The sequence below is a fragment of the Virgibacillus pantothenticus genome (assembly GCF_018075365.1).
GTDB lineage: Bacteria > Bacillota > Bacilli > Bacillales > Amphibacillaceae > Virgibacillus > Virgibacillus pantothenticus.
Genome location: NZ_CP073011.1, coordinates 2,045,748 through 2,059,878 on the forward strand (window position 1 = coordinate 2,045,748; position 14,131 = coordinate 2,059,878).

Consider the following 14,131-nt stretch of genomic DNA (forward strand, 5'->3'; position numbering starts at 1 on the left):
TATTTATCTCTCCGTCCATAATCGTTTTAATTTATTTAAGAAGGTAGAAGTATTTGTTGTTTTGATTTTTTCTCCAGCCCCTTGTTTCAAATAGGTGCGTACAAGCCGCTTCATTGCTTTACTAATTGCTGCACGTTCATGAAGAAAAACAAACGGTGTTTGGCGAATAACAGCTTTCATAACAGTTTGATCTTCTGGTAAGGCGCCCAATAAATGAATATCGACTTGTAAAAATTGTTGGGTTACTTTTCGAAAGCGATCCAGCATGTTACGACCTTGTGATTCTGAGTAGGTTCGATTCATTATCACACTAATGGGCAATGTCTTATCGTGAGCAATGATATGTTTTATCATGCTATAACCATCTGTAATAGCAGTTGGCTCTGGTGTAGTAACAAGAAAACATTCATCTGCCGCTAAAATGAATGATAGGCTGTCAGCAGTAACGCCAGCGCCCATATCAAAAAATATATAATCATATTCGGCTTGCAGTGATTGGTACTGCTTAAAGAAAAACTCCTTTGTCGATGAATCCAGTGAAAAAATATTGGTAAAGCTTGATCCTGCTGCAATATATTGTAAATTTTCTGGTCCTTGTTCGATAATGGACTGTATCGGACATCTTTCTTGGAACATATCGACAATCGTTTTTTCTATTTGTTTACCCAGAAGTATATCAATGTTTCCCATGCCAATGTCCATATCAATAATGAGGATATTCTTTCCTTGCCTGACTAACTCTAGTGAAAAATTCAGTGTAATATTTGATTTTCCTACCCCTCCTTTTCCACTAACAACCGCAATAGTTCTCGCTTGCTTTTGTCCCTGCAATGCACGCAATTTATTTCGAAGCCCTGTCGCTTGGTCAAATTTCATAAGCATTCCCCATAATGTTGGCTGCTAACAGCTCAGCCGACGGATGAATCAAATCCTCTGGAACATCTTGTCCATTTGTTAAATAAGCTACCCCGACATGCTTCTCTAAAATAATATTTAACATGCTGCCAAATTGCCTTGTTTCATCTATTTTAGTGAAAATGACCCGTGATATAGGTAAAGGCTCAAATTGGTTATAAATATCAACTAAATCCTGAGGCTTGGCTGTTAAAGATAAAACTAAAAACATCGCCGCTTCTGTATTTACTTCTACATCTGCTTGAAGCTGTCTAATATATGCATCTTCTCGAAAATTACGTCCAGCTGTATCAATTAAAATGACGTCGTAGGCTGACAATTTTTGAATTGCCTGCTCCAAATCAGTTTTTGTATAAACCACTTCAATTGGAACATCTAATATTTCCGCATACGTTTTTAATTGTTCGACCGCAGCGATACGATAGGTATCCGCCGTAATAAATGCAACACTTTTTCTGTCTTGTAATTTGCTTTGAGCTGCTACTTTAGCTATGGTAGTCGTTTTCCCTACTCCTGTTGGTCCAACAAAATAAACAAGTTTGTGGCGATAGGTTAAGCCTTGAAAAGTAACCGATTGAAGGCGTTTCGTTACTTCTTGCTCAATGTCCTTGATAATTACTTGATAACTCGGTTGTTGGTCAGCTCCATGCTTCTCCATCACTGCTTCTATGAAGCTTTTAGCGAGTTGTTGGTCTACTTCTTGCGTAAGCAAATACTGATATGCAGATTGATAGTCAAAAGGATAGTTCATCATACCAATACTTGATTGATGCAATAGCTGTTTCACCTGCTTTAACTCCTGTAATACAGGGGAGATATTTGCTTCATTAGCGGCTACTTTCGTCTCGTTTACAGATATCTCCTTATCGCGATGATGCAATGGTTTTTTGGGCTTTATTGGTTGTGGATCTTTCACAGCAACTACTTCAATCTGTTGTTTTTTTAATAGACCTAAAAATTTCCGCTTTTTTACTTGTCTAGATTGAAGGATAACAGCGTCATTTCCCAACTCTTTACGTATTTGCTTCATGGCTTCGGGCATCGATGCTGCCGTATATTTCTTTACCTTCACGCTATATTCACCACCCCAACACTTTGTACTTGCACGTCTGGTTCCAGCTCATTGTAAGATAAGACCACAACATGAGGGAAAAACCGTTCTATCAATTGTTTTACATACATCCGTACAGCAGGAGAACATAGCAAAATAGCAGTTTCCTCTTGAAGTGTTAACTTTTCAACTTCTTCCTTCATATGCTCTAAAAGCTGTTGCTGCTGCTCTGGAACCATCGATAAAAAGCTTCCATGCTCGGTTTGTTGAATACTGTCAGCAATTGCTTTTTCTGCTTTTGCCGAAAGTGTAACAACTTTAAGCGATTGGCCATCCTCTGTATACTGTTTCGTAATTTGATTGGATAATGCTTGTCGAACGTATTCGGCTAATAGATCAGTATCATTCGTTAATTTTGCAAAGTCAGCCAAGGTTTCAAATATAATCGGTAAATTACGAATCGCTACTTTCTCCTTCAACAACTTAGCCAGTACTTTTTGAATGTCCCCTACTGATAATGGCTCAGGAGTAACCTCTTCCACTAAAATAGGATAGCTTTCTTTGAGGTGCTCGATTAATTGCTTCGTCTCTTCTCGTCCTAAAAGCATATGGGCATGACGTTTTATAACCTCGGTCAAATGAGTGGATACGACGGAAGGTGGATCAACTACTGTATATCCAGATAATTCCGCTTCATCTTTCCATTCCTCACTGATCCATTTTGCCGGCAAACCAAAGGCTGGTTCTGTCGTTTCTATCCCTTCTAAATCATCATCATCCATATCGGGCGCCATCGCTAAATAATGATCGAGTAACAACTCGCCGGAAGCAACTTCTTCCCCTTTTATTTTTAAACGGTATTCATTTGGTTGCAGCTGAATATTATCCCGAATCCGAACAACTGGAATAACAATTCCTAGTTCAATCGCCAGCTGTCTACGAATCATGACAATTCGATCCAGCAAATCTCCACCTTGATTCACATCGGCGATAGGAATTAGTGAGTAACCAAACTCGAACTCAATTGGATCCATATTAATTAATTGGACAACATTCTCTGGAGCTTTCATCACGTCACTTTCTGTTTCATCGGTTTCTTCCTCACTAGGTTCCGCGACATCCTCCGCTTGTTTTAATAAGAGATAGCCACTTAAGGCTAATAAGGCCGAAAGAATAGTTGTTAAGAAAAAGTTGATCGGAGTTAAGCCGAGTAAAAACACAGTTCCACTGGCAATAAATAATAGCTTTGGATATTGTAATAATTGCCCCGTTACATCCGTTCCCAAGTTTCCGCTTCCGGCTGTTCGTGTTACCACTATTCCAGTGGCCGTGGAAATAAGTAATGCTGGTATTTGACTAACCAAACCATCTCCAACCGTTAAGCGCATAAAAGTATTAATCGCCTCTTGAAACGACATATCCATTTGAACCATACCGATAATTAGCCCAAATATAATATTGATTAGAACGATGATAATGCCGGCAATCGCATCCCCTTTAACAAATTTACTCGCACCATCCATGGAACCATGAAAATCTGCTTCTTTTTCAATCTTTTCCCGTCTTTCTTTTGCCTGCTGCTCTGAAATCAAACCAGCATTTAAATCTGCATCAATACTCATTTGCTTTCCTGGCATCGCGTCTAGTGTAAAGCGTGCAGCTACTTCAGATACACGTTCAGAACCTTTGGTAATTACGAGGAACTGAATAATGACTAATATGACGAATACGACAAACCCAACTAATGGATTCCCCCCAATAACAAACGACCCAAATGTATCTACAACGCCACCAGCATCCGCTTCGGATAAGATGGATCTTGTTGTGGAAACGTTTAGTCCAAGGCGGAATAACGTTAACAACAATAAGAGGGTCGGAAAAACGGAAAATTGCAACGCCTCCTGCGTATTCATCGATACTAAAATGACAATGAGCGCTAGCGAGATATTACATAGTATCAGAATACTTAACAACCACCCTGGAAGTGGTACGATTAACATAATAATGATTAAAATAACGCCTAAAAGAACGGATAGATCTCTTGCTTTCATGGGGGTCTCTCCTTATTGCTTAAACTTTTTTCTCTAACTTATATACATATGCCAAGATTTCTGCAACCGCCTGAAAAAACGCTTCAGGAATCACGTCACCAATATCCACAACACGATATAAAGAACGAGCTAATGGTTTATTTTCAATCGTCATCACACCATTTTCCTTCGCTACTTGCTTGATTCTTTGGGCAACTTCATCGACACCTTTTGCTATAATATAAGGAGCAGAAGCTTTTTCTTCATCATATTTAATTGCGATGGCCACATGAGTTGGATTCGTAATAATAACATCAGCATTTGGCACTTCACTCATCATCCTTCGTGTCGCCATTTGCCTTTGTCGCTCTTTGATCTTTGATTTAATCAACGGATCTCCCTCAATATTTTTAAACTCGTCTTTGATATCTTGTTTGGACATCTTCATATTTTTTTCATAGTCGTATCGTTGATATGCGTAATCAAATACAGCTAAAAGAATTAAAATAATAACAGCTGTGATTCCCATAATGATAGTCACTTGTCCAAAAAACCCAAGTGCTGCATCAGCAGTCTTAAACGCCATCATCATCATCTCGTCCTTATAAAACCAAATTACCGCAAAAGTCACGGTACCGATACTTAAAATTTTTAATAAGGATTTTAGCAATTCAACAATTGCCCGTAATGAAAAAATCCGTTTAGCCCCTTGAATGGGATCAATTTTTTTTAAATCAAACTTTAGTGGCTCGGTCGTAAATAAAAATCCGATTTGCATAAAGTTGGCCGCTAATGCAGCTATGATAGCGATGATCATAACAGGAGCCAGCATCATTGCTGTTTCCATAGCAGCACCGTTAAAAACTTGTGCCACCGTAGTTTCAGTTACTTGCCAATGAATAAATTCCGTAAACGCATGCTCATACATGGATGTCATCCGATCTTTCATGGAATTTCCAAATACATATAGCATCATTAATGCAAATAGCAACAAAATTGCCGTATTCACATCCTGGCTCTTGGCAACTTTTCCTTTTTTCCGTTCGTCCTGACGTTTTTTCGGGGTAGCCTTTTCCGTCTTTTCACCTGCAAAATATTGTAAATCCAGTTTTATTTGCAAGTTATCCACCTCCGAATAAATTCGTGAGACTGCGTACGGTCTCAAACAAAACCTCAAACAAATGCTTTGCTAATACGACATATAAACTCATAAAAAATAATAGGACGATAAAGCTTACTAAAATTTTTAACGGCAGTCCTACGACAAACACGTTCAATTGTGGAACCGTTCTTGCTACAATCCCAAGTGCTACATCTACAAGAAATAAACACCCCACAATAGGGATTGCAATTTGAAAAGCAATCAGGAACATGTAATTAAAACTGTCTATCACATATCGGACAATGGATTCATTTTGAAACGGGACAAATTGTTCTATCGGAATAAATTGGTAACTATTTATCATCCCGTCTATTAAAATATGGTGACCATTAACCGATAATAGAAATAACAAAGCAACTATATAAAAATACTGTCCCGTTAAAGGGCTTTGGGCTCCCGTTTGCGGATCTATGACATTAGCAATTGCAAAGCCCATTTGAAAATCAATAAAACCACCAGCTATTTGCACCGCAGACAAAATGATATATGCGATTAAACCTATCAATAGACCTACTGCCGCCTCTTTTAAAATAAGCAAAAAATAATGTCCATCTACCGCTAATGCGGGGGCGTCCACCGTATAAAATATTAAAAATGCAAGAAAGAAGCTTAACCCTAATTTAAACGGTCTTGGAATAGTACGATAGGAAAACAACGGCATCGTAGCAAAAAAGGTTGCTACTCTAACTAAAATTAATAAAAATACTGGTAAACTATTTACATGAATAACATCTAACATTTTTTATCCCACAAACTGATTCATATTTTGAAATAAATTAGAAGTAAACTCCACCATTTGCGTTAGCATCCAAGGACCAAAAAACACCAATCCAACCAGAACAGCAATAATTTTCGGGATAAATGCCAAGGTTTGCTCTTGAATTTGTGTTGTCGCTTGAAATATACTGACAAGTAATCCTACAGCTAAAGCGAGCAAAAGCAATGGTCCAGTTACAAGTAAAATAGTAAATACGCCTTTTTCTGCAAGCGTTAAAACAAATTCGCTGCTCATTTCTAATGCCCCCTATCTGTCTGGAAAATAGGACGGATTACCGCCCTGCTGCTTCGATCTAAAAGCTGTCTAGTAATGAGTGGGTAATTAAGTACCAACCATCTACCAGCACAAATAATAAAATTTTAAACGGCAACGAAATCATAACTGGCGGTAGCATCATCATCCCCATAGACATTAATACACTGGCAACAGCCATATCAATAATCAGAAAAGGAACAAAAATCATAAATCCCATTTGAAATGCTGTTTTTAACTCACTAATGGCAAATGCAGGAACTAACGTCGTCAAAGGTATTTCCTCAACGGTCTCCGGTCGCTCTAATTTGGCATAGTTCATAAACAAGGCTAAATCTTTTTGTCGGGTATGCTCAGCCATAAATTGTTTGATAGGAATACTTGCTTCATCATACGCTTCATCCAACGTAATTTCCTCTGCGAACAACGGTTCTAAAGCATTGTCATACACCTCATTAAATATGGGAGCCATTATGAAAAAGGTAAGAAACAAAGCTAGACCAATCAACACCTGATTTGGTGGCATTTGCTGTGTAGCCAATGATGTTCGAACAAAGGACAGTACGATAATAATTCTTGTAAAGCTGGTCATTAATATTAAAATACTTGGTGCCAATGTAAGAACAGTTAATAATAAAATTAGCTTTACTGAAGTGGACACATTAGCAGGATCTGAACTCGAAAACATATCGATAAATTCATTCATTGTGATCTTCCTTTTGTTTATACTGCTGAATTAATTGGCTACGATTTTGCTTTAATTTGTCCAACTCGTTCATGAATTGCTGTTTAAAATCAGCTTTTTCTTCCTTATCCTGGTGATTGGACTTCGCTCCAGGAGTTAATTTTTGGATGAACTTTGGAACTGCAGGCGTTTCACCACCTGCACCTGCTCTTTGTAAATCTTCAATAAGTGATGCATCGTTAATTTCCTGCAGTAACTCCACATTATCGCCAACACCGATTAAATAGTATTTATTCCCAAGGCGAATAATTTGCAATGATTTATTTTGCCCTACAGAAATTCCCCCAAGGTTTTCCAATGCCTTTACTTGGTTAAATAAAGCATTCTTTCTTTTTAAAAATAGAAGCACCAAATAAATTAAACCGAGAATAAGAAATAAAACAGCGATTACCTTCACAAAACTGACCCATAATGGTTTCGTTTCCGTTTCTTCATTTAAAAGTGTTGACGTATCTTTGTCAGTGTTTGCCGGTGTCTGCTCGGAAGACTCACAATCTGCTTCATCGTTGATACAATCATTCACGGATTTAGGAGCTGCCTCTGCTTCTATTACAAATAGAAATAGAAGCAGGCTAAGCAGGCTAGATATAACTGTTAATTTCCTCACACATATTCACTCACTTTTAACTCAAAGCCTTTTGAATCGCTTCAATAACCCGATCCGCCTGGAAAGGTTTGACAATAAAATCTTTTGCGCCTGCTTGAATAGCATCAATAACCATCGCTTGCTGGCCCATTGCAGAACACATAATAATTCTTGCTTGTGCATCAGCGGCTAATATCTCTTTTAATGCCGTAATCCCATCTTTTTCTGGCATCGTAATATCCATCGTTACTAAGTCAGGCTTTAACTCATTGTATTTTTCAACAGCTTGTACACCATCTTGAGCTTCACCTACAACTTCATACCCGTTCTTTGTTAAAATATCCTTTATCATCATTCGCATAAATGCTGCATCATCAACGATTAAAATACGATTGCCCATAAAAACAAACCTCCAATTGTACTTTGTTATATTATTTTAGTTTTTTTAGACGATCGGATTGACTCAATATATCTGTTACCCGAACACCAAAATTTTCGTCAATAACGACTACTTCTCCAGTCGCAATGAGTTTTTCATTAACTAAAATATCCACTGGTTCACCTGCTAATTTATCTAATTCCACAATAGAACCTTGGGATAAATCTAAAATATCTTTAATTGTACGCTTCGTCCTCCCAAGTTCAACCGTTACTTTTAAAGGAATATCCAAAAGCATATCTAAATTACGCTGCTCGGTTTTATTCAAAGGTACCGGCTCAAATGGAGAGAATTCTGCTTGCTGCACATTCGACTGCTTTGAATCTGGATTATGATAACCTAAAAATTGCGATGTATCCTCAAAGTGGGCCGACTCTTCCTTAGGTTCTGCCTGTTCGGTTGGTTCGGCAACGACAGTCGATGCTGTTTCTTCTTTCGCTGATTCATTCGTAACCAATTGGCTCACCAATTCCTTGGCAAATTGGATCGGCATTAATTGAAAAATGGTTGAATCAATTAGCTCCCCAACCTTCAACTGGAAAGTTACCTTCACAAAAGGATCTTCTCCTAAAGTTGATTCGGGTTCTTTTTCGGGGTCTTCCATATGAATCGTAGGTGGAGATATATCGACACGTTTATTAAATACGGTAGACATACTTGTAGCTGCTGCGCCCATCATTTGATTCATAGCCTCTTGGACCGCACTTAAATGAATCTCATTTAATTCTTCAGCAGGGTTTGTGCCGTCTCCACCAAGCATAATATCAGAAATAATTGCTGCATCTTCTGCCTTAATCACAAACACGTTCTTGCCAGAAAAACCTTCTAGATAGTTCACCTGAACACTGACAGGTTCAAAAGTGAATTTTTTTAGTTCTTCTTGTGCCATCACTGAAACTTCTGGCGTCGTTATTTCTACTTTTTGGTTTAACAATGTGGATAATGTAGTCGCTGAACTTCCAAATGATATATTTCCAATTTCCCCCAGCGTATCAATTTCTATTGTTGATAAATATTCGTCAGTAGGCGACGATTGATTGCTCTCATCTTCTGTTGAACTTACATTTAATAGTGCGTCGATTTCATCTTGAGAAAGCATTCCGTCATTCCCCATCGTCAATTCCCCCCTTAAATGTCTCTAGTATTTGGACAGACATCCTGTTTTTATATGTACCTGGCTGTACAAAGAATTTTGGTTCATCATTTACTGCTAACGTTAGTGGGCTTTCAATGGATTGATCGAGCCTGATGACATCGTCTTTGTTTAAATTCAAAAATTGTTCAATCGTAATAGACGCTTCACCTAAGATCGGTTTAACCTCTACCTTTGCTTGTTGAATATTTGCCGTCAGTTTTTGATAAGCTTCATCATCTCGCTCTTTTCCTGCTGACTGCATCCAATAATGAACCGACAGCTTGGATATAATCGGTTCCAGTACAATATGCGGGATGCAAATATTGATCATCCCACTTGCCTCACCAACCGCTGTATTTAGTGATACAACAACAACTGTTTCGTTTGGAGACACCATTTGTAAAAACTGTGGATTTACTTCAAAATCCTCCATTACAGGATCAATATCTACAATAGACGCCCATGCTTCTTGTAATTTTGTGCTCGCATTTTCAAACAGCTGTGACATTAAAAGGGTCTCAATTTCCGTTAAATTTTCTACCTTATTCAAACTGCCACCTTGACCACCTAAAGTCCTATCAAGCATTGCATAAGCAATATTTGGATTGATTTCCATGACGATTCTGCCTTCCAACGGCTCAAGGCTATATGTATTCAAAATTGTCATCGTTGGTACGGAGCGAATAAACTCTTCATAAGGTATTTGGTCCACAGATGCAACCGTGATGTTGACATACGTTCTTAGTTTTGCTGAGAAAAAAGTGGTTAGCAATCGTGCGTAATTTTCATGAATACGGGATATACTGCGTATCTGATCCTTTGAAAAACGTAATGCACGTTTGAAATCATACACACGGACCTTTTTTTCTTGATCTTCCTTTTTCAATTCCTCCGCATCCATTTCACCAGAAGATATTGCGGATAATAATGCATCAATTTCATTTTGTGAAAGAACTTCTTCTACCAACTACCATCACCTCCAAAGTGGAGTCGAACTTTATTGCAATATTTTATTAATTGTATAGACATCTGTAATCTTCCCTGTAGTCATTACTTCATTAAGTTTAGATTTTACTTCATTCTCTAAATCTTCCAACCCTGATTGAAAGTTTTTTTCTTTCATGGTAGCAAGTTCTTTAATTAGAATATTCTTTAATTGAAAATCACGTTTTTCAATTTCTTCTTTTGCGTCTTTGCTATCTGCAATAATTTGAAATTGGATTCGGACAAAACTCCCGTCTTGAAGATCTGTCGTTATTTCAGGAGTTTCATAAGAATATTCCTTCATTTCATCAATAGAAGCTGCTTCCCCACTCTTCTCATCTGTGTTTATATACTGAACAACGACGAACGCAGAAATCCCTATTATAAGCAGTACTGTTAGTGAAGTTAGCATTATTTTAACCAGTTTACTCATCGTCGTTGCTTGCCTCCCTTTTCGTTACAACTTGTAATATACCAACTTGTTGATAGTATTCTAGAGTGCGTTTAAGCACTTCTGCTTTTGTTTCCTTTACCACGAATTTCTTTCCAGTGAGTAACGTAATCGTCGTGTCTGGAAAATTTTGTATTTGTTCAATCATTATGGAGTTTAATGTAAATTCGTCCCCATTTAATCGCGTCAATGAAATCATTATCTAGGTGGGAGTGCCGAAACACTCCCTTCCCCCCTAACTTATCGTTTTAGATTTACAAGCTCTTGGAGAATTTCATCAGAAGTAGTAATAATTCTTGTATTTGCCTGGAATCCACGCTGGGCAGTAATCATTTCTGTGAACTCTTCTGATAAATCGACATTCGACATTTCAAGCGCACTAGATACAATTTTAGCAGCGCCATCTGATTCTGGAGCAACAATTCCGTTATAACCAGCATTTTCACTGTTAAGGAATAAATTGCTCCCCGCTTTTTCTAGACCTCCTGGATTAGAAAAACTAGCAAGGGCAATTTGCCCACCATTAACTGGATCTCCATCAGCATTAACATACGTAATAGTACCATCAGATTCAATACTAAAGCTTTTAGCATCCTGAGGAATCCTTAATTCCCTACCATCAATATCTTGCAAGTAAAATCCATTTGCATCGACAATGCGACCATCATTATCTAAATAAAAATTCCCTGCACGGGTATAATACGTTGTTCCATTCCCCTGCACAATAAACATACCGTCGCCTTCCAACATCAGATCTAAAGGTCTTCCGGTAGTCTGCCTAAACCCTTGGGTATGAACATTATCTATTGATCCAAGCTGTGAACCCGTTCCTACTTGTACAGGATTAATCCCTCCACGAGTAGCCGTCGGTCCTTGTGCCCCAGAATTGGTTTGGCTCATCATATCCTGAAATGTAACTCTGCCTTTTTTAAAACCTGATGTATTGACGTTTGCAATATTATTTCCAATCACATCAAGTTTTGTTTGAAATCCTTTCATACCAGAAATTCCTGCATACATAGAACGTAACATTGTCATTTCCCCTTTATATTATTGTGTTTTTTAACATGGTTTAGCAGTAGTTGTATGCTTGACCAAGTATTCACCAAAGATTTATCTCCTTCATTCTTTTACGATGAAGCTATATGACTGGTGTTACTCCGATGGTTCATTTGGTTCATTTTGCTCATCCTCACTTTGAGGTCCTTCAAACTCCGGATCGTTTACTTGTAAGGCAGCATCGGCATAAATTTTTTCCCCATTCTCCAACTCCAGAATGGCCCAGCCCTCACTCTGACTAACAGCAACAACTTTACTTGTTTTTAATCCCGCTTCCTTACCTGTCTCTTCATCATAAGCCTGATAGGTAACTTCTTTACCTAACATATGGCTGTATTTAATTACCGGAGATATAAGTTGACTTTGTACTAAAGTATCAATCGATTTCGTCATATTCATCATTTGTTCTAAGGAACTGAATTCAGCCATTTGTGAAATAAACTGACGGTCATCCATTGGATTAGTTGGATCTTGATGTTGCAATTGGGTCATTAAAATTTTCAAAAATTCGTCCTTTCCTAATTCCGGACTAGGCGTTCGCTCTTTTTGATTATGTAAATAGAGTGAAGGATCAATTTGAACCACTCTACATCCCCCCTTTAGACTTGTTCATTTAATAGTACCTCTTGAAAAGTAGTTGTAAATTCGGTGTCGTTATCTGTATTTTCGTGTTCAGATTGTTGCTGTTGTTGTTCCTGCTGATCTGAATACTGCTGCGATTCAGCCCCATTCCCCCTTTGCATTTGTTGTCCTTGCTGCAAGATGCCTTCCTGCTTTTCAATTACGACTTGCTGCGGGGAAAACATATTCCGAAGCTTATGTATATTGGACTCTAGCATTTCCTTCGCTGCTTGCGACTGTACTAGAATCCGCACCGTCATCACTCCGTCTAATTGTGTAAGACGTACACTCATATCCCCCAAATGCTGAGGACGTAATGTGAGGTTAAGTTGATTTGCACCATTCGGTAGTTTCATAAATTTGCTTGAATTCATGATTCTTTGCAGTTGCTGTATCAATTCGCGTCCATTCTGTCTCGGTGTCGACTGTTCAGGCTGCAGATAAATAACATGCTGTTCGAGTTTTGCCATTGGCACAGACAGTTGATTATTCATACTATTATTTGTTGTTATTTGCTCTTTAGAATGGAGCACTGTTGGCTTGGATTCGGAAATAGATTCGATTGCTTTTGTTAGCCATTTTGCAACATCCCCACTCGTTACTTTTGCTTCACTGTTATAATGCTGCTTTTGAACAAATGCGCTTCTTTTTTCGAATGCTGCTACTAACTGTCTCCAAATGGTGACTTCCTTTACGTTTTTATTGTCACTCAAATAAGCAGTAATATCCTCAGACATGCCTATACTTTTAGCTTGTTTACTTAGATCTGACCAAGTATGCAAAAGATCTGCTAATTTTGTTGTTGCTTGCTTTATGTCCTGTTGATCTTTTATTTGTGCTAGAATTGGTTCCACCTTGGAAAAAACAGCTACAATCTGCTGTTGTATAGAATCGTTAGCAGCTTGTTTATCTGAACTAGGTTTTTGTCCATTTTCAGTAGGTTGTATTTCAGATTGCGGCTGGTTCGCTCCTAATACTGTCCATTCTTCCTTTGGCAAGGGTTGTAGAGTTAATGGTTCATCTCCCATTCCAATCATCCATTGCTGCAGGGCTGAAGAAATATCTACTGATTGCAATGCCTGGTGTAATACCTGACTATCAAATGGTACTTCTTCAAGCTGCTTCAGCTGTTCAATTACTTTTACGACTTCCTCCTTATAAGAAAGTAAAAGTAGTTCGTGAAAAGATTGTGCAGGCAGCTCTTGATCTGTTTGCATTTGTTTCATCTCATTTTTCCCCAGCGTCGTTGGTAGCTGTTGTAATAATATCCCAACTGCATTCATCCTTTCACCCCCTTCCAAGTTAAATAAACTAGTTTTCCTTTGGCATCTTTAAAAATTGCTCTGTCAATTGTGCTGCTGTATTTGGGTCCATTGCTTCTAAAATGCGGCCTCGATCCTTATTATTTAACTCTTTTAAAACTTTTAATGCTGTTTCTCTCTCTAATTGCTGCAAAATTTGCGCCGCACTTTCTGCGTCCATTTCTTTAAAAGAGGTGGACATTGATTTAACCGTATTTTCTTTTTCCTGATTTGCTTTCTCTTCATCCTGTTCAGTAGCCTGTTTTTTCACTCGTTCTTGGAGTTTTACCATGTCTTGCTCAAGCATTTGAATCGTTTGCTCTTTATCTTTTAGTTCTTTTTGTAATTGTTCAATTTCTGAATCCTTGTTCTTAATCTGGGATTGTAACTGTTTATTATCGCCATTGTTAGCGTTATTTTCGTCTTCCTCTGTATCTACAAAGGAAGAAACAACGGGAACCTCTGCCGCTTTACCTTTTAACCAGCCACCAACATCTACGCCCACAGCCATTAAAATAATGATGACAAGTGCTAAAGTAATACCAATAGGAATGATGACTGCGAACAGGAACCAGAGAAAAGGATTCATTTTTTTCGTATCTGTTTTTGTTTTCTTAGCCAT

Annotated in this window: 17 protein-coding genes; all 17 read right to left on the bottom strand. The window is 38.1% G+C overall.

What is annotated here, in order from left to right; genetic code table 11:
• Positions 1-3: 3 nt before the first annotated feature.
• Entirely contained in the window at positions 4-876 is an 873-nt protein-coding gene (locus tag KBP50_RS09685) for a MinD/ParA family protein (RefSeq protein ID WP_050352757.1), read from the bottom strand.
• Positions 866-1,987 (bottom strand): flagellar biosynthesis GTPase FlhF, encoded by a 1,122-nt coding sequence (flhF, locus tag KBP50_RS09690; protein WP_050352756.1) that lies wholly within the window; start codon positions 1,985-1,987, stop codon positions 866-868. The genes KBP50_RS09685 and flhF overlap by 11 nt, the downstream gene beginning before the upstream one ends.
• Positions 1,984-4,017, bottom strand: coding sequence for a flagellar biosynthesis protein FlhA (gene flhA, locus KBP50_RS09695; RefSeq protein ID WP_050352755.1), 2,034 nt, complete (start codon positions 4,015-4,017; stop codon positions 1,984-1,986). The genes flhF and flhA overlap by 4 nt, the downstream gene beginning before the upstream one ends.
• Positions 4,018-4,036: 19 nt before the next feature.
• Complete coding sequence (flhB, locus tag KBP50_RS09700; RefSeq protein ID WP_050352754.1) at positions 4,037-5,116, bottom strand: flagellar biosynthesis protein FlhB; 1,080 nt, start codon at positions 5,114-5,116, stop codon at positions 4,037-4,039.
• Between the two features lies 1 nt (position 5,117).
• Positions 5,118-5,897: a flagellar biosynthetic protein FliR gene (fliR, locus tag KBP50_RS09705; RefSeq protein ID WP_050352753.1), complete on the bottom strand. Its 780-nt coding sequence runs from the start codon at positions 5,895-5,897 to the stop codon at positions 5,118-5,120.
• Positions 5,898-5,900: 3 nt separating this feature from the next.
• Positions 5,901-6,170 carry a flagellar biosynthesis protein FliQ gene (fliQ, locus tag KBP50_RS09710; RefSeq protein ID WP_050352752.1) on the bottom strand — a complete coding sequence of 90 codons (270 nt, stop codon included), beginning with the start codon at positions 6,168-6,170 and terminating at the stop codon, positions 5,901-5,903.
• A 58-nt stretch (positions 6,171-6,228) separates the two neighbouring features.
• Positions 6,229-6,894, bottom strand: a complete 666-nt coding sequence (gene fliP / locus KBP50_RS09715; RefSeq protein ID WP_050352751.1) for a flagellar type III secretion system pore protein FliP — start codon at positions 6,892-6,894, stop codon at positions 6,229-6,231.
• Entirely contained in the window at positions 6,887-7,540 is a 654-nt protein-coding gene (locus KBP50_RS09720) for a flagellar biosynthetic protein FliO (RefSeq protein WP_050352750.1), read from the bottom strand. Before KBP50_RS09720 ends, fliP begins: the two co-directional genes overlap by 8 nt.
• A gap of 16 nt (positions 7,541-7,556) precedes the next feature.
• Positions 7,557-7,919 carry a response regulator gene (locus KBP50_RS09725; protein ID WP_050352749.1) on the bottom strand — a complete coding sequence of 121 codons (363 nt, stop codon included), beginning with the start codon at positions 7,917-7,919 and terminating at the stop codon, positions 7,557-7,559.
• Positions 7,920-7,950: 31 nt separating this feature from the next.
• Positions 7,951-9,072, bottom strand: coding sequence for a flagellar motor switch phosphatase FliY (gene fliY / locus KBP50_RS09730; RefSeq protein WP_050352748.1), 1,122 nt, complete (start codon positions 9,070-9,072; stop codon positions 7,951-7,953).
• Complete coding sequence (gene fliM, locus KBP50_RS09735; protein WP_050352747.1) at positions 9,062-10,060, bottom strand: flagellar motor switch protein FliM; 999 nt, start codon at positions 10,058-10,060, stop codon at positions 9,062-9,064. Before fliM ends, fliY begins: the two co-directional genes overlap by 11 nt.
• Positions 10,061-10,090: 30 nt before the next feature.
• Complete coding sequence (gene fliL / locus KBP50_RS09740; protein ID WP_050352746.1) at positions 10,091-10,510, bottom strand: flagellar basal body-associated protein FliL; 420 nt, start codon at positions 10,508-10,510, stop codon at positions 10,091-10,093.
• Complete coding sequence (locus tag KBP50_RS09745; RefSeq protein ID WP_050352745.1) at positions 10,503-10,727, bottom strand: flagellar FlbD family protein; 225 nt, start codon at positions 10,725-10,727, stop codon at positions 10,503-10,505. Before KBP50_RS09745 ends, fliL begins: the two co-directional genes overlap by 8 nt.
• A gap of 41 nt (positions 10,728-10,768) precedes the next feature.
• A complete protein-coding gene (flgG, locus tag KBP50_RS09750; RefSeq protein ID WP_050352744.1) occupies positions 10,769-11,560 on the bottom strand; it encodes a flagellar basal body rod protein FlgG in 792 nt (263 codons plus the stop codon).
• Positions 11,561-11,683: 123 nt separating this feature from the next.
• Complete coding sequence (gene flgD, locus KBP50_RS09755; protein WP_050352743.1) at positions 11,684-12,172, bottom strand: flagellar hook assembly protein FlgD; 489 nt, start codon at positions 12,170-12,172, stop codon at positions 11,684-11,686.
• Between the two features lie 14 nt (positions 12,173-12,186).
• The gene (locus tag KBP50_RS09760) at positions 12,187-13,491 is read right to left on the bottom strand and encodes a flagellar hook-length control protein FliK (RefSeq protein WP_050352742.1); all 1,305 of its coding nucleotides are present in this window, start codon (positions 13,489-13,491) and stop codon (positions 12,187-12,189) included.
• A gap of 28 nt (positions 13,492-13,519) precedes the next feature.
• Positions 13,520-14,131, bottom strand: a complete 612-nt coding sequence (locus tag KBP50_RS09765) for a MotE family protein (RefSeq protein ID WP_050352741.1) — start codon at positions 14,129-14,131, stop codon at positions 13,520-13,522.